Source organism: Quadrisphaera sp. KR29 (assembly GCF_052644995.1).
Genome location: NZ_JBQXXG010000009.1, coordinates 86,041 through 105,679, shown reverse-complemented (window position 1 = coordinate 105,679; position 19,639 = coordinate 86,041). Strand labels below are relative to the sequence as shown.

Below are 19,639 nucleotides of genomic sequence, written 5' to 3'. Positions count from 1 at the left end.
GCGGGTGCGACGCCGGCTCAGGGGGCGGGTGCGACGCCGGCCAGCACGGCGGCGGTCGCGGCGGTGTGGTGCGGGCGGACCCGGCAGCACCCGCCCACCAGGTGCGCGCCGGCGCGCACCCACTGCGGCGCACCGGCCACGGCGGCGTCCTGGTCGTCGGCGCCGCCTGCGGGGGGCCCGGACCAGGCGCGGGCCGCGGCGTCCCAGGTCTCCCCGCTGTTCGGGTAGGCGAGCAGGTGCGCCCCGGCGGAGGCCGGTGGGGGCAGCAGCCCAGCGGCCTGGCGCAGCGCGGGCAGCACCGACGAGGGGTCCAGGCAGTTGACGCCGACGGCCAGGACGCAGCTGACCGAGGCCGCGGCTGCCAGCAGCGGCGCGAGCTGCTCCCCGCGGCGGGTGCGGGCGGTGCCGCGGGCGTCCAGGACGGCACCCAGCGAGACCCAGGCCGGCGCGCCCAGGGCCTCCAGCTCGGGCAGGAGCGCCTCGACCTCCGCGGCGCCGGGCAGCGTCTCGCAGGCCAGCACGTCCGCTCCCGCGGCGGCGAGCAGCTCCAGGTGGGGGCGGTGGTGCTCGCGCAGCATGCGCGCGTCCACGCGGCCGGGGCCGGGGCCGAGGTAGGCGCCGGTGTACTCCGAGCCGTCGGCGAGCAGGGCCCCGTAGGGACCGACCGAGCCGGCCACCCAGCCCTCGCGCCCGGCCAGGGCCAGGCCCTCGCGCGCCAGCGCCAGCGAGGAGGTGATCACCCGCGCTGCCGCGGCGCGGTCCAGCCCGGCCGCGACCAGCCCGGGCAGCGTGGCCTGGTAGCTGGCGGTGGTCAGCACGCGAGCGCCGGCGGCGGCGAACGCGGCGTGCGCGCCGACCACGGCGCCGGGGTCGTCCATCAGCAGGCGCGCCGACCACAGCGCGGAGGAGACGTCGTGGCCGCGGGCCTCCAGCTCGGTGGACAGGCCGCCGTCCAGGAGCACCGGGCCGCGCTCGAGCGCTGCCGCCAGGCCCGCTGCCGGGCCGGGCGCCGGGCCGGGCGCCGGGCCGGCAGCGCTCGCCGGGACGCGGGGCGGAGTGGGGGTCGGGGTGGGGCTCAGCGGCTGGCGGGGTCCTCCTGCGTCGCGCACGCCGCACAGGGTGTCACCGACGTCACACCCAGCGTCGGATCGTTCGCGACCGATGGGGAACAGAAGCGGGGGGCCGCCCGTTGTGACAGAGGTACCGGCTGCTGCGGTGGGGGGCCACGCGGACAGCCCAGCGCCAGCGCGGTCCGGCCCCCGTGGCACCGGGCCGGAGGACGCCGAGACCGGGCGCACCGGCGTGGACAGCGAGTGGAGGACAGCATGAGTGACAGGAGCCTGCGCGGAACGCGCCTCGGCGGTTCCAGCATGGAGAGCGAGGAGGGCGTCGAGCTCGCACCGCGCCAGCTCGCGGTCTACGAGTGCCCCCAGGGGCACGTGACGCAGCTGCCGTTCGCCGCCGAGGCCGACGTGCCCGCGGTGTGGGAGTGCCGCTGCGGCGCCGAGGCGCTGCTGCGCGACGGCGAGGCCCCCGAGGTCAAGCCGGTCAAGCCCGCCCGCACCCACTGGGACATGCTGCTCGAGCGCCGCTCGGTGGCCGACCTGGAGGTGCTGCTGCAGGAGCGCCTCACCAAGCTGCGCAACGGCACCCTGCACCAGCGGCGCAGCGCCTGACGCTGCCCGCAGCCCCGCACGGCGTGCGCCGGGACCTCTTCCCAGGGTCCCTGGCGGCCGCGCCGTGCGGACCCGGGTGAGGGCCTCGACCCCGCGGGTCCCCCGGGAACGGGCCGGGCTCCCCCTACCGGGGGAGGCCGGCCCGTCGTCGTACCCGGCCCCGGTCGGCGCGGACCAGGCGCACCAGCTGGCCCGCGCGCCGCTGCGCCCCCCACACGGTGGTGCGCCACAGCGCCTCGGCCACGATGGCCCGGCTCATCTTGCTCGCGCCCGCGGCCCGCTCGCTGAAGGTGATGGGCACCTCCACCACGACCAGCCCGGCCCGCACCACCCGCGCGGCCAGGTCCAGCTGGAAGCAGTACCCCTCCGAGCGCACCGAGGCCAGGTCCACGGCGCGCAGGGCGCGGGCCCGGTAGGCGCGGAAGCCGCCGGTGGCGTCGCGCAGCGGCACGCCCATCGCCCAGCGCGCCCACGTGTTGCCCCCGCGCGAGAGCAGCTGGCGCCCCAGCGGCCAGTCGACCACCCGCCCTCCGGGCACCCAGCGCGAGCCCAGGGCCAGGTCGGCGCCACCGGACCCGCCCGCGCCGACCGCGGCCAGCAGCGACCCGAGCTGCTCGGGGGCGTGGGAGCCGTCGGCGTCCATCTCCACCAGCACGTCGTACCCGCGCTGCAGGCCCCAGGTGAAGCCTGCGGTGTACGCCGCGCCCAGGCCGCTCTTGCCGGGGCGGTGCAGCACGTGGACGGCGCCGTCGGCGGCGGCCAGGGAGTCCGCGAGGGCGCCCGTGCCGTCCGGGCTGCCGTCGTCGACGACGAGGACGTCAGCGGCCGGCTGCGCCGCGCGCAGCCGCGCCAGCGTGACCGGCAGCGACTCGGCCTCGTTGTAGGTCGGGGTGATGACCAGCACCCGCGCCCCGGGGCCCGGCGCACCGCCGGCGGCTCGGCCGGCTCCGTCTGCAGCGCTCACGCGACGGGTTCGCGGCGGGCGGGCCGCTGGACGGGCCCGGCGCCGTCGTCGTCCTCGTCAGCGCCTGCCCGGCGGCGGGCGCGGCGGGCGACCAGCAGCCCCCCGGCGGCACCGGCGAGCCCGAGCAGGCACAGCAGCCCCTCCACGGGGACCCCGGCCTGGCGGACCCGGTCGGCCACCGTCAGGGAGGTGCGCAGCGGGACCTGCCCGGCCACGACGGCCGGGGTGAACAGGGTCGTGGGGTCGACCAGGGAGCCGTCGGGCATGACCAGCGCGCTGGTGCCGACGGTGGAGACGTGCACGACGGCGCGGCCGTGCTCCACCGCCCGCAGCCGGGACATGGCCAGCTGCTGCACGTTCTCGTCGGAGTAGCCGAAGGTGGCGTTGTTGGTCTGCACGACCAGCAGGTCGGCGCCGGCGTCGACGGTGTCGGAGACCAGGGCGTCCTCGACCACCTCGAAGCAGATCATCACGCCCAGGCGGGCGCCGCCCGCGTCCAGGCGGCCCACCGCGTCGCCGGGCACGAACTGCGCCACCACGAGGTCGACCTTCGAGGTGATGAGCCGGAAGAAGGACTTGTACGGGATGTACTCCGCGAACGGCACCGGGTGGCGCTTGTCGTAGGCGGCCACCACCCCGCCGGCGCCGTCCAGGCCGTCGCGGGTGGTGCCCTCGGGCTCCCACACCAGCGAGGTGTTGCGCACCGTGCCCGGCTCGTCGCCGACCAGCACCGCGCCCAGCACGATCGGGGCGCCCACCGCGTCGGCGGCGCCCTGGACCTCGGCGTAGGCGTCGGCGTTGCGCAGCGGGTCGATGTCGGAGGAGTTCTCCGGCCACACCACCAGCTGCGGGGCCGGCGCCTGCCCGTCGCGCACGCGCTGGGCCAGCGCCAGGGTGCCCTGGACGTGGTTGTCCAGCACCGCGCGGCGCTGGGCGTTGAAGTCCAGCCCGGCGCGCGGCACGTTCCCCTGCACCGCGGCCACGGACAGCTCACCGTCCTGCGGTGCGGTGGGCCGCGGCACCAGCGCCCCGGCGCCGACCACGGCCAGGGCTGCCGCCGCCGACACCGCCGCGGTGAGGCGGACGGCGCCGGTGGGCGCCGCGCCCCGGCGCGGCAGGGCGAGCAGCGCCTGCGTGAGCAGCGCGCCGGCCAGCGCGACGGCGAAGCTCACCAGCGGCGCCCCGCCGAGGGCCGCCAGTGCGAGCGCGGGGGCGTCGGCCTGGCTGAAGGCCAGCCGCCCCCACCCGAAGCCGCCGAACGGCCAGCGGGCCAGGAGCGCCTCCACCGCCGTCCACGCCCCCGCCGCGGTGGCCGCGCGCACCAGCGCCGCCGGCAGCGGGCCGCCGGGGTGCAGCCGGGAGGTCCACGCGAGCAGCACCCCGGCGAGCGCCACCGACAGCGCGCAGGCCAGCGCCAGCGGCAGCCAGGCGATCAGGCCCAGGTAGATGCCCGACCAGGACACCAGCGGCAGGTACAGCGCCAGTCCCGTCAGCAGCCCCAGCCCGGCCGCGGGCCAGGCGCGGCGACCGGTGACGACCGCGAGCAGCGACCCCACCCCGAGCGGGGCCAGGAACCACAGGTCGTGGCCGGGGAAGGCCAGGTACAGCAGCAGCCCTGCCCCGACCGCCGCCGGCACCGCCCAGCGGGCCCGCAGGGCCGGCGGTGCCCAGGGCGCCCACGGCTCCCGCGGCCCGGGCGGCGCTCCGCGCTGCGGCGCCGCGCTCACCCCAGGACCCCGGCGTCGTGGGCGGTGCGCCCGCGCACCAGGGTGCGCAGGCAGCGGGGGGCCGGGGTGCCGGGGGTGAGGTCGGGCAGGCCCGGGGTGCCCGAGCGCACGTCGGTGCTCCAGGCCTGGAACCTGTCGTCGGGGGCCTGGACCACCAGGTCGGAGGGCTCCCACACCGCCAGGGTGGCGGCTCCGCCGGGCACCAGGGAGCCCTCCCCGTCGCGGCGGGCGGCGCGCCAGCCGCCGCGGGTGGAGGCCAGGAACGCCGCCCGGGCGGAGATGGCGTGCTCGTGCACGTGCGGGAAGGCCGCCGCGCGCACCGCCTCCCACGGGGCGAACGGGGTGACGGGGCTGTCCGAGCCCAGCGCCAGCGGCACGCCCGCGGCGGCGAGCGGGCCGAAGGGGTGCAGCGCCAGGGCCCGCTGGCGGCCGAGCCGGGCGGCGTAGACGCCGTCCGACCCGCCCCAGGCGGCGTCGAAGGCCGGCTGGACGCTGGCGACCAGCCCGAGCCGGGCCATGGTGGCGATGCCGGCGGCGTCCACCGCCACGGCGTGCTCGAGGCGGTGGCGCGAGGCCGCCAGCGGCGGGGCGCCGGAGGCGGCCAGCGCGTCGGCGGCGGCGCTGAAGGCCTGCAGGGCCACGTCCAGGCCGGCGTCGCCGATGGCGTGCACCCCGGCCTGCAGGCCCGCGCGGGTGCAGGCCAGCACGTGGTCGCGCAGCGCGTCGACGTCGAGGTAGCCGTGCCCGCGCGAGCCCGGCGCGTCGGCGTAGGGCTCGCGCAGCAGCGCCGTGCGCGAGCCGAGGGCGCCGTCCACGCACAGGTCCCCGCCGAGCCCGAGCAGCACCCCGTCGGGCAGGGCCAGCTCGGCGACCAGGGCGCGGGCGGCGTCCTCGTCCGCCACCAGCTCCCCCCACAGGGCCAGCACCTCGGGCAGCGCGGCGCCGTCGTCCTGCTCCCCGCTCCGCTCGTCCCCGCGCCGGCCACCCGTCGGGCCCGGCCCGGAGGCGAGGGCCACGAGGTCGCGCAGGTCCTCGGGGGAGCCGACGTGGGGGGCGGAGCACTCGTGCACGCTGCCGATGCCCACCGCCGCGGCGGCCCGCAGCGCGCGCCGCTGCACCTGCCGGCGGCGCAGCGGGTCGTCGCGCAGGGAGCTGCGCGCGGCGGCGCGGGCGGCGTGGTGGGCCTCGCGCTCCACCCGGCCCTCGTGAGCCTGGTCGGTGACGCCGGCGCGGGCGGCCAGGGCCGGGGAGACGACGGCGGAGTGCACGTCGACGCGGGAGAGGTAGACCTCCGCCCCGCCGGCGGCGCGCTCCAGCTCGGCGGCGGTCGGCGGGCGGCCCTCGGGCCAGCCGGTCTCGTCCCAGCCGTGGCCCAGCACCGGCTCGCCGGGGTGCGCTGCCGCCGCGCGCGCCACCAGCTCCAGCGCCCCGACCAGGCTGCGGGTCCCGGTGAGGTCCACGCCCGCCAGCGCCAGCCCGGTCTCGGTGGTGTGGACGTGGGCGTCCACGAAGGCCGGGGTGACCAGCGCGCCGTCCAGGTCGACCACGTGCAGCGGCTCGTGGTCGGCGCGGGCGCGGGCCGCCTGGGCGTCGGCGGCCTCGCCCGAGCCCACCCAGGCCACGGTCGGGCCCTCCAGGAGGACGGCGGTGGCGAAGGGGTCGGCGGGTGAGTAGACGCTGCCGCCGCGGTAGAGGACGCGCCGGGGTGCGTCGCTGGCCGGGACCTCGCCCTGGCCGGTGGTCTCGCTCACCGCCTCATTCTGCCGTCGTCGGCGGTGAGGCCGGACCGAGGCCGCACGGTTCTGTTATCAGGTGGCGGCGGCCACCGCCCTACGCTGGCCGCCGTGCCCCCCGACACCGCGCCGCGGACGATGCTCCTGGACGCCGCCACCGTGTACTTCCGCGCCTTCTACGCCATCCCCTCCTCGGTCACCGCCCCCGACGGCACCCCGTCCGGGGCGGTCCGCGGCTTCCTGGACATGACGGCGGCGCTGGTCGACAGGTTCCGCCCCGCCGCCGTGGTCGCCTGCTGGGACCAGGACTGGCGCCCGGCCTGGCGGGTGGCCCGGATCACCTCCTACAAGGCCCACCGCGTGGCCGGCACCGGAGCGGGGGCCGGCGAGGAGGTGCCCGAGCACCTGCCCGCGCAGGCCGACGCCATCGCCGAGCTGCTCGAGGCCCTCGGCCTGCCCCGCCTCGGGGCGCCCGCCTGCGAGGCCGACGACGTCGCCGGTGTGCTGGCCACCCGCCCGGGGCGCACCGGGGTCGACGTCGTCAGCGGCGACCGCGACCTGCTGCAGCTGGTCGACGACGGCGCCCGCGGCGGCGCGGGCGTGCGCGTGGTGTGGATCGGCAAGGGCGTGGGCAGCGCCGAGGTGGTCGACGCCGCCGCCCTCGCCGAGCGCTACGGCCTGCCCGACGACGACCGCGCCCGTCCGGGCGACGCCTACGCCGACCTCGCGGTGCTGCGCGGCGACCCCAGCGACGGCCTGCCCGGCGTCGCGGGCATCGGGGAGAAGACCGCGGCGAGCCTGCTGCGCCGCCACGGCGACCTGCTCGGGGTCCTGCAGGCCGCCCTGGACGGCGACGCGTCGGTGACGCCCGCGCAGCGCCGGCGCCTGGCGGAGGCGGCCGGCTACCTCGACGTCGCGCCGCGCGTGGTCCGCGTGCTGCGCCACGGGGAGGTGGTCGAGCCCTTCGGCGACGACGCGCGCGGGGCCGACGCGGCCGACGTCCCCGAGCCCGCGCCCGGCCGGCCCGACGAGGCCGCGGTGGCGGCCGTGGCCGAGCGCTGGGGCGTGCGCTCCCCCGCCGAGCGCCTCCTGGCCGCCCTCACCCGCTGACCCGCCCCTGGCCGACGGGGCGGCACCCTCAACCCTCGAGCGAGGGTCGAGGCTCAGGCGCAGGGTGAGGGTTGCGCCGTTCGCGCAGGTCAGGCGGTCCGGGCGGTCGAGCCCGCCGAGTACGTCACGACCCCGCGGTCGACCAGCGCGATCGCCTGGCGCGCCGTGCGCGCCAGCGCGTCGCCCTCGTCGGTGCCCGCCCGCGCCGCCACGACGACCACCTGGTCGAGCAGGTCGAGCAGCTGGCGGGCCCAGCGGACGAAGTCGCCGGCCGCCAGGTCGACGGGGCCGCGCGCGGCGTCCAGGACCGCGTCCAGCGTCGCCCCGCGGCACCAGCGGTGCACCGGCCACACCAGCCCCAGGTCGGGCTCGGCGGTGGGCCGCAGGCGGTGGGCCTCCTCGGCGTCGGACAGCTGGGACCAGGCCCGCACTGTCGCGTCCAGGGCCGCGGAGACGGCCTGCCCGCCCGGGGTGTGGGCCGCCGGGGGGCCCTCCTCGCGGCGCGCCTCGTACACGATCGTGGAGAGCACCGTGGCCAGCCCGGCGGCGTCCAGGGCCGCCCAGGCGCCCGAGCGCAGGCACTCGGCCACGAGGAGGTCCTTCTCGGCGTAGACGCGGCGCAGCACCTGCCCGGCGGAGGTGACGCGCAGCTCCCCGGGCAGCTCCCCGGGGCGCTCCAGCCCGCCGTCGCCGCCCTCGCCGGGTCCGGCGGGCTCGAGGTAGCCGAGCTCCACCAGCAGGTCGCAGACCCTGTCGAAGGTCCGGGCGATCGTGCCGGTGCGCGACTCGATGCGCGCCAGCACGCCGTCGTGCTCCTTGCGCAGCCGCTCCCAGCGCTCGGCCCAGCGGGCGTGGTCCTCCCGGTCCGGGCAGCCGTGGCAGGGGTGCTGGCGCACCTGGCGGCGCAGCCGGTTGACCTCGGCGCTCACCTGGTCGTCGCGCAGCGGGCGCTGACCGCCCGGGGCCCCCTGGCCGCGGGAGCCGCGCGGCGCGAGCTCCTCCACCGGGCCGCGGCGGCGCCGGCGGGCCCCCTCGCCCTCCAGCTCGCCGATGCGGCGGCGCAGGGCGGCGTACTCGGAGAAGTCGCCCAGGTGGCACGTCATGGCCTCGGCGTAGCCGGCCAGCCCCTCGGACTGGGTGCGGGCCTGGCGGGCCAGGCCCACCACGCCGCGGTCGGCCTGGAACTGGGCGAAGGAGGTCTCCAGCACCTCCCGCGCCCGCGCCCGGCCCACCTGCGCGACGAGGTTGACGGCCATGTTGTAGGTCGGCCGGAAGCTCGAGCGCAGCGGGTACGTGCGGGTGGAGGCCAGGCCGGCGACGCCCTCGGCGTCCAGCCCGGGCTGCCACAGCACCACGGCGTGGCCCTCCACGTCGATGCCGCGCCTGCCCGCCCGCCCGGTCAGCTGGGTGTACTCCCCCGGGGTGACGTCGACGTGGGACTCCCCGTTGAACTTCACCAGCTTCTCGATCACCACGCAGCGCGCCGGCATGTTGATGCCCAGGGCGAGGGTCTCGGTGGCGAAGACGGCCTTGACCAGGCCCCGGGCGAACAGGTCCTCCACGACCTCCTTGAAGGTCGGCAGCATGCCCGCGTGGTGGGCCGCCACGCCGCGCGAGAGCCCGTCGAGCCAGTCCCAGTACCCCAGCACCGCCAGGTCGACGTCGGGCAGGGCCGCGCAGCGCTCCTCGACCACGGCGCGGATCTCACGGCGCTCGGCGTCGGTGGTCAGGCGCACCCCGGCGGCGACGCACTGGCGCACCGCGGCGTCGCACCCGGCGCGGGAGAACACGAAGACGATGGCCGGCAGCAGGTGCGCCTCCTCCAGCTCCCCGAGCACCTCCGCGCGGGAGGGGGCGTGCACCCGGGCGCGCACCGCCGGGGAGCGCTGCCCGCCGCGCGGGGGCCGCCGTCCGGGGTGGGCGCGCCCGCCGCGACCGCCGGGGCCGCCGCGCTGGACGTCCTCGCGCGACATCCGCACGAGCTCGGGGTTGACCTCCAGCTGCGTGCTCGGCTCGGCGGGGACGGTGCCGCGACGGCTGGGCACGCCGCGGCCGGGGGTGCGCCCGGCCCGGCCGCGGTGCCCGCCCGGGCCGTGGTGCTCGCCCTCGCCGCGCTCGGTGAACAGGTCCACCACGCGGGTGCCCACCATGACGTGCTGCCACAGCGGGACGGGGCGGTGCTCGGAGACGACGACGTCGACGGCGCCGCGCACGGTGGCCAGCCAGTCGCCGAACTCCTCGGCGTTGCTCACGGTGGCGCTCAGGGAGGTGATGAGCACGTCGTCGGGCAGGTGGATGATCACCTCCTCCCAGACCGCGCCGCGGGCGCGGTCGGCGAGGTAGTGCACCTCGTCCATGACCACGTGCGCGAGGCCGTCCAGCGCCGGGGAGCCGGCGTAGAGCATGTTGCGGAGCACCTCGGTGGTCATGACGACGACGGGCGCGTCGCCGTTGACGGAGGTGTCCCCGGTGAGCAGGCCCACCCGCTCGGAGCCGAACCTCTCGGCCAGCTCGGCGTGCTTCTGGTTGCTCAGCGCCTTGATCGGCGTGGTGTAGAAGGCCTTGCGCCCCGAGGCCAGGGCCAGGTGGACGGCGAACTCCCCGACCACGGTCTTGCCCGCGCCCGTGGGGGCCGCCACGAGCACCCCGCGCCCGGCCTCCAGGGCCTCGCAGGCGCGCAGCTGGAAGTCGTCCAGGTCGAAGCCGAGGGCCTCGCGGAACCTGCCGAGCTCGCTGGTCTGGAGCGCCCGCTCGCGCTGGGCGCGGGCCCTGGCGGCGGCGAACCGCTCCGCCGGCGAGGACCCCGAGGACGACGGCACAGCCATGCCTCGAGCCTAAGCGCCAGCGCCGACGGCGCCCGGTGCCGCGGCGTCAGAGGGCGCTGGCCTCGTCGTCCGACAGGCCCGCGTACTGCGGGTCGCCCTTGGCGCGGCGCCTGTCGTTGAGCATGCAGATGCCGATCGCGACGGCGAAGAGCAGGAGCATGGGCGTGGCGAGGGTGAACATCGCGACGATGTCCGGGGTCGGGGTGGCGATCGCCGCGAAGAGGAAGCAGAGCACCGTCACCCACCGCCACGCCTTGAGCACGGCCTTCCCGGACAGCAGGCCCAGCAGGTTCAGCCCGACGAGGACGACGGGGAGCAGGAACGCGCACCCGAAGACCAGGACGGTGCGCATGACGAAGCCGAGGTAGTCCTCCGCGGCGATGATGTTGGCGCCGTCGGAGGGCGTGAAGGAGGTGAAGAAGCTGACGACGTTGGGGATGAAGAGGCTGGACAGCCACACGCCGGCGAGGAAGAGCGGGACCGCGGCGGCCATGAAGCCGATCGCGTACCGGCGCTCCTTCTTGGTCAGCCCCGGGGTCACGAACGCCCACAGCTGGTAGATCCACACCGGGCTGGAGACGATGAACCCGATCCACACGGACAGCTTCAGCTTCAGGTCGAACGGCGTGCCGACGCCCTGGAAGTTGATGGCGATGTCCAGCCCGCGCTCCTTGGCGGCCTCGATGGGGGCCGTCAGGTAGTCGAGCACCGGGTCGTAGAGGAACCAGCCGGCCACGGAGCCGACCAGCACCGCCACGGCCGCGATGGTGACGCGCTTGCGCAGCTCGAGCAGGTGCTCGCGCAGCGGCATGCGCCCCTCGGGGTCCTTGCCGCGCCGCGAGGGGCGCGGTGGGGTCTCGGTGGCCACGCCGGTCACCCTCCGGTCAGCGGGTCGTCGGTCGGCATCGAGGGTGCGGGCGGGCCGACCTCAGGCGGAGTGGCGCTGCTGGTCGTAGGAGGTCTGCGTCGGGGGCTGCTCGCGGCGCTGCTCGTCGACCACGCGGCCCTCCAGCGGGCGCGAGGGGCCGCCGTCGTGCTCGGAGGCGGGACGGCGCTCGTCGTCCGACTTCATCTCCTTGACCTCGGACTTGAAGATCCGCATCGAGCGCCCGATGCTCCGGGCGGCGTCGGGAAGGCGCTTGGCGCCGAAGAGCAGCACGACCAGGAGCAGCACGACGACGAGCAGCACCGGGTTGTCGAAGATTGCGCGCACAGTCCACCTCCGATGTGGGAACGGGCCCACTGTAACCCCGGGGCCGGTGGAGCCAGGGCCACTCCACCTGGGTGCCAGCAGGGAGTCCGGCGCTCAGCCCCCGGCGCGGCGCAGGCGCAGCTGCTCGCGGCGGGCCTCGCGCCGGGCGGCCACGCGGCGCGCCCGCCGCCTGCGCAGCTTCGCCTGCTCGCGGCGGCGCTGGGCGCGCAGGGCGTGGGGGTCGTCCATGACGGAGTGCGCCGGCTTCTGGGTGGGCAGCTGCTCGACCTGGGCCAGGAGCTCGCCGGCGCGGGCGGAGGCCTCCCCCGCGGCGCCGAGGACGCCGAAGCCCTTCCTCACCACGCCCCAGGCCAGCAGGCCCAGCACGACGAGGCCGGCCAGACCCAGCCCCAGGTACACCGCGACCCACCACCAGCCCATCGCAGCAGGCTAGAGGTGGGTCGGCGGTGGGGACCGGTGGGGCTGCGGGCGGCGGAGCGCGCCCGCCCGCAGCGGCGGCCTCAGGCGGGGTGGCGCAGCCGGGTGGTGGCGGCGGCCACGACGTCGGTGCCCTCCAGCGCCAGGGTGAAGTCCAGGACGTCGTCCCAGCTGATGGTGGAGCCGGTGTGCTCCTCCAGCGCCTCGGCGGGCACCGACCAGTGCTCGGCGGGCACCCCGCCGGTGGTGAGCAGGCGGGCGACCTCGTCGGTGGCGTGCTTGCGCACCTCCTCGGTGCACTCCGGGCAGTCGAAGGCGTAGAAGCTCCACGCCGCCACGGTGCACACCACGAGGCGCACCTGGGGCGGGGTCAGCTCGACGTCGCCGCAGGTGGGGCAGGAGGCCTTGATGGTGGTCATGGGGGCGGGTCCTTCCGTCAGGCGCACGCCCCGGCTCCTCGGGGCTGCTGACGTCATCGGGCCCGCGACCGACCCCCTTGACCGCTCAGGGGCCCGGATGCTCCGGTCGGGCGTCGGCCGGTGGGGGGAACGCCGGCCCGTCATCCAGCCCGTCGGCCAGCCCGTCGGCCAGCGCCTCCGCCGGCCCGTGCGCGGCGAGGGCGGCGGCGGCGGCCTCGGCCACGCCCTGGGCGACCTCGGGGGGGTCGACGACGACGGCGGCGCCGCCCAGGGGGAGCAGGAGCCGGCGCAGCCAGCGGTCGTCGGGGGTGCGCAGGACGACGCGCAGGCCGTCGTCGTCGAGCTCCTCGACCCGCTCCAGCGGGACGCGCTCGGCGACCCAGCGCGCCGACCCCGACAGCTCCAGGGTGACCACGAGGTCGTCCTCGCCGGGGGTGAACAGGTGCTCGTCGACGTCGCGGGCCACGGCCTCCGGCGGCGGGGTGCCGTCGGCGTCCAGGACGGCGGCGGTGACCACCCTGTCGACGCGGAAGAGGCGGACCCCGCCGGCGCGGTGGCACCAGCCCTCGAGGTACCAGCGGCCGTCGACGGTGAGCAGGCGCATCGGGTCGACGTCGCGCTCGGTGGTCTCGTCGCGGCTGGGGACGAGGTAGTGCAGGCGCAGGCGGCGGCGCCCGGCGGGGTGGCGCAGCGCCTGGCGCAGGGTGGCGAGCACCTCGGCGGCGGCCTCGGCGCCCGCGGGGCCGGGGGCACCGGCGCCGGCGGCGGGCTCGCGGCGGGGGCCGCCCGCCCCCCCGGTGAGGTCCACCGCGAGCGCGCGGGAGGCGTGGGCGGCCTCGCCGGCGGCCTCGGTGAGCTTGGCGAGGGCTCCGGTGAGGGCCTCCCTGTCGTCCTCGGCGGAGCTGAAGCCGGGCACGTCGAGCAGGGTGCGCAGGCCGGTGATGAGGGCGAGGGCCTCGTCCAGGCCCAGGCGCAGGGGGCGGGCGATGGCGTCGGCGTTGCCGATGTGCAGGCGCCCGCCCTCCCAGTCGGCCTCGATGAGGTCGTCGGGCAGGTGGCCGGGGGTGCCGCACACGAAGAGCAGCTCGAGGTCCTTGACGAGCTGGTCGGTGGTGATGCCGAACCTGTCGGCCACCTCCTGCAGCGGTGCTCCCTGGTGCTCCAGCACCCAGGGGACCATGGCGAGCAGGCGGGAGAGGCGGTCGGCGGCGGAGGCCTGCACGGGGGGGCGGGAGCGCCCGCGCCGGCCGGCGGGCTGGGCGGGGGTGCTCATGCGCCGGCCCGCTGCGCGTCGGCGGGGCCCGGGGCGGCACCGGAGGCGGCGCTGGGAGCGGCTGGCGGGGCGGCGTGGGCCTCCAGGACCCCGCGCAGGCGCCGCAGGACGGCCTGGCGGACGTCGTCGGGCTCGAGCACCACGGCGTGGGGGGCTGCGGCGGCCACGGTGGCGGCGAGCTCCTCGGGGTCGGTGAAGGCGACCCGGGCGACCACCTCGCGCTCGGCGTCGGCGGCGGGGACCCCGGCGCGCAGGCGCAGCTGGCCGGCGGCGCGGGGGGCCAGGCGGACGGCGGCGGTGCGGACGGCGGCGTCCCGGCCGGCCTGGGCGGCGGCGATCATGGCGCGTCCGTCGACGTCGTCGGGGACCTCGTAGGCGCCCGGCGGCCCGGTGCGGCGCACGGCGCCCTCCACGCGGGACAGGCGGAAGACGCGGGGGGCGCCGCGGTCGAGGTCGTGGCCGACGAGGTACCAGTGCCCGTGCCAGGAGGTGACCTGCCAGGGCTGGACGCTGCGCCGGGTGGGCTCGGCGGCGCCGGGGCGGCGGTAGGTGAAGGTGACGCGCTGGCGGTCGCGGGCGGCGGCGTAGAGGGGCTCGAAGGCGGGCTCGGCGGTGCGCACGCGCGGCTCGACGCCGACCAGGGACTGCTCGTCGACGTCGACGCCGAGGGCGCGCAGCTTGGTGACGGCGCGGGCGGCGGGGCCGGCGAGGCTGGCCTGGGCCCACACCCGGGCGGCCAGGGAGAGCACGGCCAGCTCGGCGGGGGTGAAGGAGACGGCGGGCAGGGCGTAGGCGTCCCTGTCGACCTTGTAGCCCTGCTCGTCGTCGAACCAGGCCGAGGCCGACCCGGTGACCAGGGGGACGCCGAGCTCGCGCAGCTCCTCCTTGTCGCGCTCGAACATCCTGTCGAACGCCTCGGTGCTGGCGCAGTCCTCGTACTGGGGCACCGCCTTGCGGATCTGCTCCTTGGTGAGCCAGGTGCGGGTGGACAGCAGGGCGATGACGAGGTTCAGGAGGCGCTCGGTCCGGCGGTCCCCCGAGGCTGCTGCCACGGCGGGGAGGCTACCGCGCGGGTGCGGAGGCGTCGCCGCGCCGGTGGCGGCCCGCGGGGACGCGCCCGGTCCCCGCAGCGGGGCGCGCGGGGGCCGACGGCCGGGTGCAGGCGGGTGTAGGCAGGTGTAGGTGGGTGTAGCGGATCCCTACACGGCCCTACAGACCGCTACACCCGTAGGCTGCGGGGGTGGACCCGGTGGCCAACCCCTACGCGCCCGGCGCCGGTCGCACCCCGGCGGCGCTGGTGGGCCGCGACCGCCAGCGGGAGGCCTGGCGGGTGGGGCTGGACCGGGTCGAGCGCGGCCGCACGGCGCAGCCGGTGGTGCTCTACGGCCTGCGCGGGGTGGGCAAGACGGTGCTGCTGTCCAGCTTCCGCACCGCCGCGGCCCAGCGCGGGTGGGTGGTGGCGCAGGTCGAGGCCGGCCGCGGCAGCGCCGGCTCCCCCGCAGGGCTGCGCGGGGCGGTCGGCGAGGCGCTGCACGCCCCCCTGGTCGACCTGGCCCGCCCCAGCGCCGGGCGCCGCCTGCTGGCGGCGCTGCGCACCGCGCTGAGCTTCAAGGCCTCCTACGACACCGCCGGCACCTGGAACTTCGGGGTGGACCTGGACACCGCCGGCGGGGGCGGGGCCGACACCGGCGTGCTGGAGGCCGACCTCGCCAAGCTGGTGCGCGACGTCTCGGCGGGCGCAGCGGAGGAGGGCAGGGGAATGGCGCTGCTGGTCGACGAGGCGCAGGACGCCACCGCCGAGGAGCTCGCGGCCCTGTGCGCCGTCACCCACGCCGCGGGCCAGCAGGACTGGCCGGTGCTCGTGGCCCTGGCCGGCCTGCCGAGCCTGCCGCGGGTGCTCTCCGAGGCCAAGTCCTACGCCGAGCGGCTCTTCGTCTACGAGCGCATCGAGCAGCTCACCCCCGACGCCGCCGTGGAGGCGCTGGTGGCGCCCGCGGTGGCCGAGGGCGTGCACTGGACCGACGGCGCGGTGGAGCTGGTGGTGGCCGCCACCGGTGGCTACCCCTACTTCCTGCAGCAGTTCGGCCAGGAGTGCTGGAACGAGGCCGAGGGGCCCACCATCGCCCACGCCGACGCCCGGGTGGGCGCCGCCCGCGGCCGCGCCGCCCTCGACGACGGCTTCTTCAGGTCCCGGTGGGACCGCGCGACCACCGCCGAGCAGGCCTACCTGCGGGCCATGGCCGTCGACGGTGACGCCGGCTCCCCCTCCGGCGAGGTCGCCGCCCGGCTGGGCCGCAAGGTGGCCAGCCTGGGGCCGGCGCGGGCCAGCCTCATCGCCAAGGGGCTGGTCTACGCCCCCGAGCACGGGGTGGTGGCGTTCACCGTGCCCGGCATGGCCGACTTCATCGGGCGGCAGCCCGTCAGCTGAGCAGGGCGGCAGCCAGCGGGCCGACCCCTGCCCCACCGCCCTGGTCCCACCCGGCCGTGGCGAGGGCCTCGTCGTAGCGGCGCAGCGCGAGGTCGGCCAGGCGCACGTCGACGTCGCCGTCGGCGCACAGCGTCGCCGCGACGACGTCGGCCGCCCCGCCCGTCCCCGCACCGGGGCCGAGCAGCGCCTCGAGCCGCCGGGAGAACACCCCGGGCGCGAGCAGGTAGGGCGCCACCGCCACCCGGCGGCGGGGGTGGGCGGCGCGCGACCGGGCGCACGCCTGCGCCACGGTCGGCTCCTGGGCGCTGGCGTACCCCGCGGTGACGGGCCCGGTGCGGCGGGCTGACAGGGCCGCGAGCACCTCCTCGACGTCGGCCGCGGCCCGCGGGGCCAGGGAGCCGGCGGCGGCGAGCACCACGGCGTCCTCGTCGCGGGCACCGGCCGCCGCCAGGCGGTCGAGCAGGACGTCCACGAGCACGGGGTCCGGTCCCAGCGCCGCCGCGGCCACGGCCCGGCCGCCGGCGGCGCGGGCCGCGCGCACGGCGCCCTCGACGTCGCAGCGCACGTGGTACCCGGTGGACAGCAGCAGGGGGACGACGACGCAGGCCCGCCCGGCCGCGGCCAGGCGGGCGACGACGTCGTCCAGGGCGGGCTTCTGGACGTCGACGTGGGCGGCCACCACCTCCAGGCCGGGCCGGGCTGCGGCCACCGCCAGGCGCAGCTGGGCGACCGTCCGCCGGCCGGTGGGCGAGCGGGTGCCGTGGGAGACGGCCACGAGCACCGGCGGGTCCCCGGGCGCGGGGGCTCGGTCCGGGCGTGGGGCGCTCACGCGAGGCCCAGGGCGTAGCCGCGCTTGACCACCGTGCGCACGAGGGCCTCGCCGCCGGCGGGGCGCGGCAGCGCCGCCCGCAGCCGGGCCACGGCCACCTCCACGGCGTGGCCGTCGGTGGCGGCCGGCAGCTCGGCGAGCAGCTCGCCGCGGGAGACGACGCGGCCGGGCGCTGCGGCCAGGCGCGCCAGCAGCGACAGCGGCCCGGGTGCCAGGTCCAGCACGCGGCCGTCGAGCACGGCCGCGCGGGCGCGCACCACCAGCTCCCCGGCCGGGGTGGCCACCCGGGCGCGGGGGTGCTCGGCCAGGTGCGCCGACAGGCAGCGCATGAGGGCGCCCAGGCGCCAGCGCTCGGGCACGAGGGGGTCCAGGCCGCGCTGGCGCAGCGGCGCGGCGGTGACGTCGCCGACGGCGCAGCAGACGACGTCGGCGCTCCCCATGGCCGCGAGCACACCCGGCAGGCGGCCGCGGCGCTCGGCGGCCTCCAGGAGCGCCACGGCACCGGGGGCGGAGGTGAACGTCACGGCGTCGAGGCTGCGGGAGGCCAGGGCGTCGACGAGCCTGTCGACGGCGCCGGGCTCCTCCGGGGGCTCCCAGCGGTAGACGGCCACGGTGCGCACGTCCGCGCCGGCGCGCCGCAGGGGCTCGAGGTCCTCCAGACCCGCGGCGCCGTGCAGCTGCACGAGCACCGACCTGCCGGCCGCGCCCTGCGCCAGGAGGTGCTCGACGGCCTCCGCGGTCTGCTCGCTGGCCGCCGTCCACGCCTCGGACAGGCCCGCGGCGCGCACCGCGCCGCGGGCCTTGGGCCCGCGGGCGAGCACCTGCGTGCCCGCCAGCGCGGCCACCAGGGCCTCGTCCAGGCCGTGGGCCTCGGCGGCGGAGATCCACCCCCGCAGGCCGATGGCGGTGGTGACCACGAGCACGTCGGGCGGGTCGGCGATGGCGGCGCGGGTGCCGGCCACGAGGGCGGCGTCCTCGGCGATGGGGACGATGCGCATGGTTGGGGCGTGGAGCACGCCGGCACCGCGGCGGGTGAAGGTGGCGATGAGCTCGTCGGAGCGGCGGTGGCTCGTGACGCCGATCGTGGCGCCGAGCAGCTGGGTGGGGTCCAGCTCGGTGCAGGGCCCGGGGGCGGTCACGAGCTCGGCGGTCCCGGAGGTGGCGCTCACCGCTGGGCCGCGGCGCCGGGGCGCGGCGCGGCGTGGGCGCTGGCCGGGCCGGTGCGCGGTGCGGGGTGCCTGCGGGCCATGGCGGCCACCGCGCCGATGACGAGCACGGCGGGCGCCTGCACGCCGCGGCGCTGCGCCGTGGCCGCGGCGTCGGCGAGCGTCGCCGTCGTCGTCCTCTGCTGCGGGGTGCAGCCGCTCTCGACCACGGCGACGGGCAGCTGGGGGTCGGCGCCCTGGGCCACGAGCCCGTCGGCCAGCTCGGCGAGCCGGGAGACGCCCATGAGCACCACCAGGGTGCCGCCGCGGCGGGTCTGGGCGGCCAGGTCGCGCAGCTCGTCGGCGGCGAGGACGTCGTGGCCGGTCATCACGGTCACCGAGCGGGAGGTGCCGCGGTGGGTGACGGGGATGCCGGCGGCGGCGGGCACGGCCAGGGCGCTGGTGATGCCGGGCACGACGTCGCAGGGCACGCCGGCGGCGCGGCAGGCCGCCAGCTCCTCGGCGCCGCGGCCGAAGACGTAGCCGTCCCCGCCCTTGAGGCGCACCACGCGCAGGCCGCGCAGCGCGCGGTCGACGAGCACCCGCTCGATCTCGCGCTGCGGGACGGGGTGGTGGTCGGGGGCCTTGCCGACGTCGACCACCTCCACGTCGGCGTCCAGCTCGGCCAGCAGGTCGCGCGGGGCGAGCCTGTCGACGACGACGACGTCGGCCTCCGCGAGCGCCCGCCGGCCTGCGAGGGTGATGAGGGAGGCGTCGCCGGGGCCGCCGCCGACGAGGGTGACGCGGCCCAGCCCGTGGCCGGGGCGGCGGTGGCGGCGCAGGGGCAGCGCGCCGGAGGTCAGGCCGAGGCGGACGCCGTCGCGGACGGCGGCGGCGCGGCGGGGGTCGCCGCCGGCGGTGACGGAGACGACGACGTCGTCGTGGCGCACGACGGCGGGGGTCCACGCCCGCGAGCGCTGCGCGTCGTCGGCGCGCACGCACCACAGGCGGCGGGAGGCGGCCTCGGCGGCCACGGCGTCGTCGGTGCGGGGCACGCCGGTGGCGGTGTGGACGAGCCAGGCGCCGTCGAGGTCGGTGGCCGCGAACCTGCCCCGGCGCCAGGACAGCTGGCCGGCGGCGTCGAGCTCGGCGACCTCCGGGCAGGCCCGCGGGGCGACGAGCAGCACGTCCGCTCCGGCCTCGAGCAGGCCCGCGGCGCGGCGGGCGGCCACCGGGCCGCCGCCGACCACCACGGCGCGCCGTCCCTGCAGGTCGAGGTGCAGCGGGTAGGTCGGGCTCATGGGCGCCAGGGTGCCCGCGGTGTGTGACGGGCGTGTTGCGCCACGTTGCGGTGCGTGACGGCCGTCCTCTCACCCAGTGCGCGCGGCTGTGAGCCCCCCCTTCGCACTTTCCGCGGCAAGTGCGCTTCCGGCCCCCCTCCTTCTCGCACTTGCCGCGGAAGGTGCGGGAAGGAGGGCGTCGTCGGGGCACTTGCCGCGGAAAGTGCGGGACGGGGCGGGCTGGCCGGTCAGGCGGGGGTGACGTGGACGTGTGGGCCGTCGGGGGTGTCGACGACGACGACGGCGTGCACGCGCACCGGCGCCTGGCCAGAGGTCGACTCGCCCGTGCGCAGGTCCCACGTGTTGAGGTGCAGCGGGCAGATGACCACGCAGGAGTCGATCTGCCCGTCCGCGAGCGGCCCGCCGGAGTGGGGGCACACGGCGTCGACGGCCGAGACGCGGCCGTCGCGGTGGTGGAACACCGCCACCTGAGCGCCGTCCACGACGTACGCGCGCCCCTCCCCCGGGGGGATCTCCGCGAGCGCAGCGACCCGCACCCCGGTCGTCGCCGTCGCCGTCGCCGTCCTCGTGTCCACCGCG

At 78.2% G+C, this 19,639-nt stretch carries 18 protein-coding genes; 3 read left to right on the top strand and 15 right to left on the bottom strand.

What is annotated here, in order from left to right; all coding sequences use genetic code 11:
• Window positions 1–17: 17 nt before the first annotated feature.
• Window positions 18–1,109 carry a homocysteine S-methyltransferase gene (gene mmuM, locus ACUN9U_RS10295; protein ID WP_445484865.1) on the bottom strand — a complete coding sequence of 364 codons (1,092 nt, stop codon included), beginning with the start codon at window positions 1,107–1,109 and terminating at the stop codon, window positions 18–20.
• Window positions 1,110–1,325: 216 nt separating this feature from the next.
• Between mmuM and ACUN9U_RS10290 the strand changes: the two genes are divergently transcribed.
• Window positions 1,326–1,676, top strand: coding sequence for an RNA polymerase-binding protein RbpA (locus tag ACUN9U_RS10290; RefSeq protein ID WP_445484864.1), 351 nt, complete (start codon window positions 1,326–1,328; stop codon window positions 1,674–1,676).
• A 124-nt stretch (window positions 1,677–1,800) separates the two neighbouring features.
• Here ACUN9U_RS10290 and ACUN9U_RS10285 read toward each other — a convergent pair whose 3' ends face one another.
• Genes ACUN9U_RS10285 through ACUN9U_RS10275 form a run of 3 tightly spaced genes read right to left on the bottom strand, consistent with a single transcriptional unit; the run spans window position 1,801 to window position 6,118 of the window.
• Window positions 1,801–2,640: a polyprenol monophosphomannose synthase gene (locus tag ACUN9U_RS10285; RefSeq protein WP_445484862.1), complete on the bottom strand. Its 840-nt coding sequence runs from the start codon at window positions 2,638–2,640 to the stop codon at window positions 1,801–1,803.
• Window positions 2,637–4,367 carry an apolipoprotein N-acyltransferase gene (lnt, locus tag ACUN9U_RS10280; RefSeq protein ID WP_445484861.1) on the bottom strand — a complete coding sequence of 577 codons (1,731 nt, stop codon included), beginning with the start codon at window positions 4,365–4,367 and terminating at the stop codon, window positions 2,637–2,639. Before lnt ends, ACUN9U_RS10285 begins: the two co-directional genes overlap by 4 nt.
• Window positions 4,364–6,118: an amidohydrolase gene (locus ACUN9U_RS10275; RefSeq protein WP_445484860.1), complete on the bottom strand. Its 1,755-nt coding sequence runs from the start codon at window positions 6,116–6,118 to the stop codon at window positions 4,364–4,366. Before ACUN9U_RS10275 ends, lnt begins: the two co-directional genes overlap by 4 nt.
• Before the next feature lie 120 nt (window positions 6,119–6,238).
• Here ACUN9U_RS10275 and ACUN9U_RS10270 point away from each other — a divergent pair, with 120 nt between their 5' ends.
• A complete protein-coding gene (locus ACUN9U_RS10270; protein WP_445484911.1) occupies window positions 6,239–7,210 on the top strand; it encodes a 5'-3' exonuclease in 972 nt (323 codons plus the stop codon).
• Between the two features lie 89 nt (window positions 7,211–7,299).
• Here ACUN9U_RS10270 and ACUN9U_RS10265 read toward each other — a convergent pair whose 3' ends face one another.
• The 7 genes from ACUN9U_RS10265 to ACUN9U_RS10235 form a co-directional block, all read right to left on the bottom strand.
• Window positions 7,300–10,035 carry a DEAD/DEAH box helicase gene (locus tag ACUN9U_RS10265; protein ID WP_445484859.1) on the bottom strand — a complete coding sequence of 912 codons (2,736 nt, stop codon included), beginning with the start codon at window positions 10,033–10,035 and terminating at the stop codon, window positions 7,300–7,302.
• A gap of 46 nt (window positions 10,036–10,081) precedes the next feature.
• Entirely contained in the window at window positions 10,082–10,903 is an 822-nt protein-coding gene (tatC, locus tag ACUN9U_RS10260) for a twin-arginine translocase subunit TatC (RefSeq protein ID WP_445484858.1), read from the bottom strand.
• 60 nt (window positions 10,904–10,963) lie between these two features.
• Window positions 10,964–11,239: a Sec-independent protein translocase subunit TatA gene (gene tatA, locus ACUN9U_RS10255; RefSeq protein WP_445484910.1), complete on the bottom strand. Its 276-nt coding sequence runs from the start codon at window positions 11,237–11,239 to the stop codon at window positions 10,964–10,966.
• A 102-nt stretch (window positions 11,240–11,341) separates the two neighbouring features.
• On the bottom strand, window positions 11,342–11,668 hold the full coding sequence (locus tag ACUN9U_RS10250; protein ID WP_445484857.1) for a hypothetical protein: 327 nt from the start codon (window positions 11,666–11,668) through the stop codon (window positions 11,342–11,344).
• An 80-nt stretch (window positions 11,669–11,748) separates the two neighbouring features.
• The gene (locus tag ACUN9U_RS10245; RefSeq protein WP_445484856.1) at window positions 11,749–12,084 is read right to left on the bottom strand and encodes a hypothetical protein; all 336 of its coding nucleotides are present in this window, start codon (window positions 12,082–12,084) and stop codon (window positions 11,749–11,751) included.
• 85 nt (window positions 12,085–12,169) lie between these two features.
• On the bottom strand, window positions 12,170–13,357 hold the full coding sequence (locus tag ACUN9U_RS10240; RefSeq protein ID WP_445484855.1) for a helix-turn-helix transcriptional regulator: 1,188 nt from the start codon (window positions 13,355–13,357) through the stop codon (window positions 12,170–12,172).
• On the bottom strand, window positions 13,354–14,409 hold the full coding sequence (locus ACUN9U_RS10235) for a helix-turn-helix transcriptional regulator (protein WP_445484854.1): 1,056 nt from the start codon (window positions 14,407–14,409) through the stop codon (window positions 13,354–13,356). Before ACUN9U_RS10235 ends, ACUN9U_RS10240 begins: the two co-directional genes overlap by 4 nt.
• Before the next feature lie 188 nt (window positions 14,410–14,597).
• On the opposite strand from ACUN9U_RS10235, the gene ACUN9U_RS10230 reads away from it, so the two are divergent.
• Window positions 14,598–15,785: an ATP-binding protein gene (locus tag ACUN9U_RS10230; RefSeq protein WP_445484853.1), complete on the top strand. Its 1,188-nt coding sequence runs from the start codon at window positions 14,598–14,600 to the stop codon at window positions 15,783–15,785.
• Here the strand turns inward: ACUN9U_RS10230 and ACUN9U_RS10225 are convergent.
• The 4 genes from ACUN9U_RS10225 to ACUN9U_RS10210 form a co-directional block, all read right to left on the bottom strand.
• Window positions 15,778–16,614 (bottom strand): sirohydrochlorin chelatase, encoded by an 837-nt coding sequence (locus ACUN9U_RS10225; RefSeq protein WP_445484852.1) that lies wholly within the window; start codon window positions 16,612–16,614, stop codon window positions 15,778–15,780. The two genes, ACUN9U_RS10230 and ACUN9U_RS10225, sit on opposite strands and share 8 nt — an antisense overlap.
• Complete coding sequence (locus ACUN9U_RS10220) at window positions 16,611–17,783, bottom strand: uroporphyrinogen-III synthase (protein ID WP_445484851.1); 1,173 nt, start codon at window positions 17,781–17,783, stop codon at window positions 16,611–16,613. Before ACUN9U_RS10220 ends, ACUN9U_RS10225 begins: the two co-directional genes overlap by 4 nt.
• Complete coding sequence (cobA, locus tag ACUN9U_RS10215) at window positions 17,780–19,060, bottom strand: uroporphyrinogen-III C-methyltransferase (protein ID WP_445484850.1); 1,281 nt, start codon at window positions 19,058–19,060, stop codon at window positions 17,780–17,782. The genes ACUN9U_RS10220 and cobA overlap by 4 nt, the downstream gene beginning before the upstream one ends.
• A 227-nt stretch (window positions 19,061–19,287) precedes the next feature.
• Window positions 19,288–19,635 carry a Rieske (2Fe-2S) protein gene (locus ACUN9U_RS10210; RefSeq protein ID WP_445484909.1) on the bottom strand — a complete coding sequence of 116 codons (348 nt, stop codon included), beginning with the start codon at window positions 19,633–19,635 and terminating at the stop codon, window positions 19,288–19,290.
• Between the last annotated feature and the right edge of the window lie 4 nt (window positions 19,636–19,639).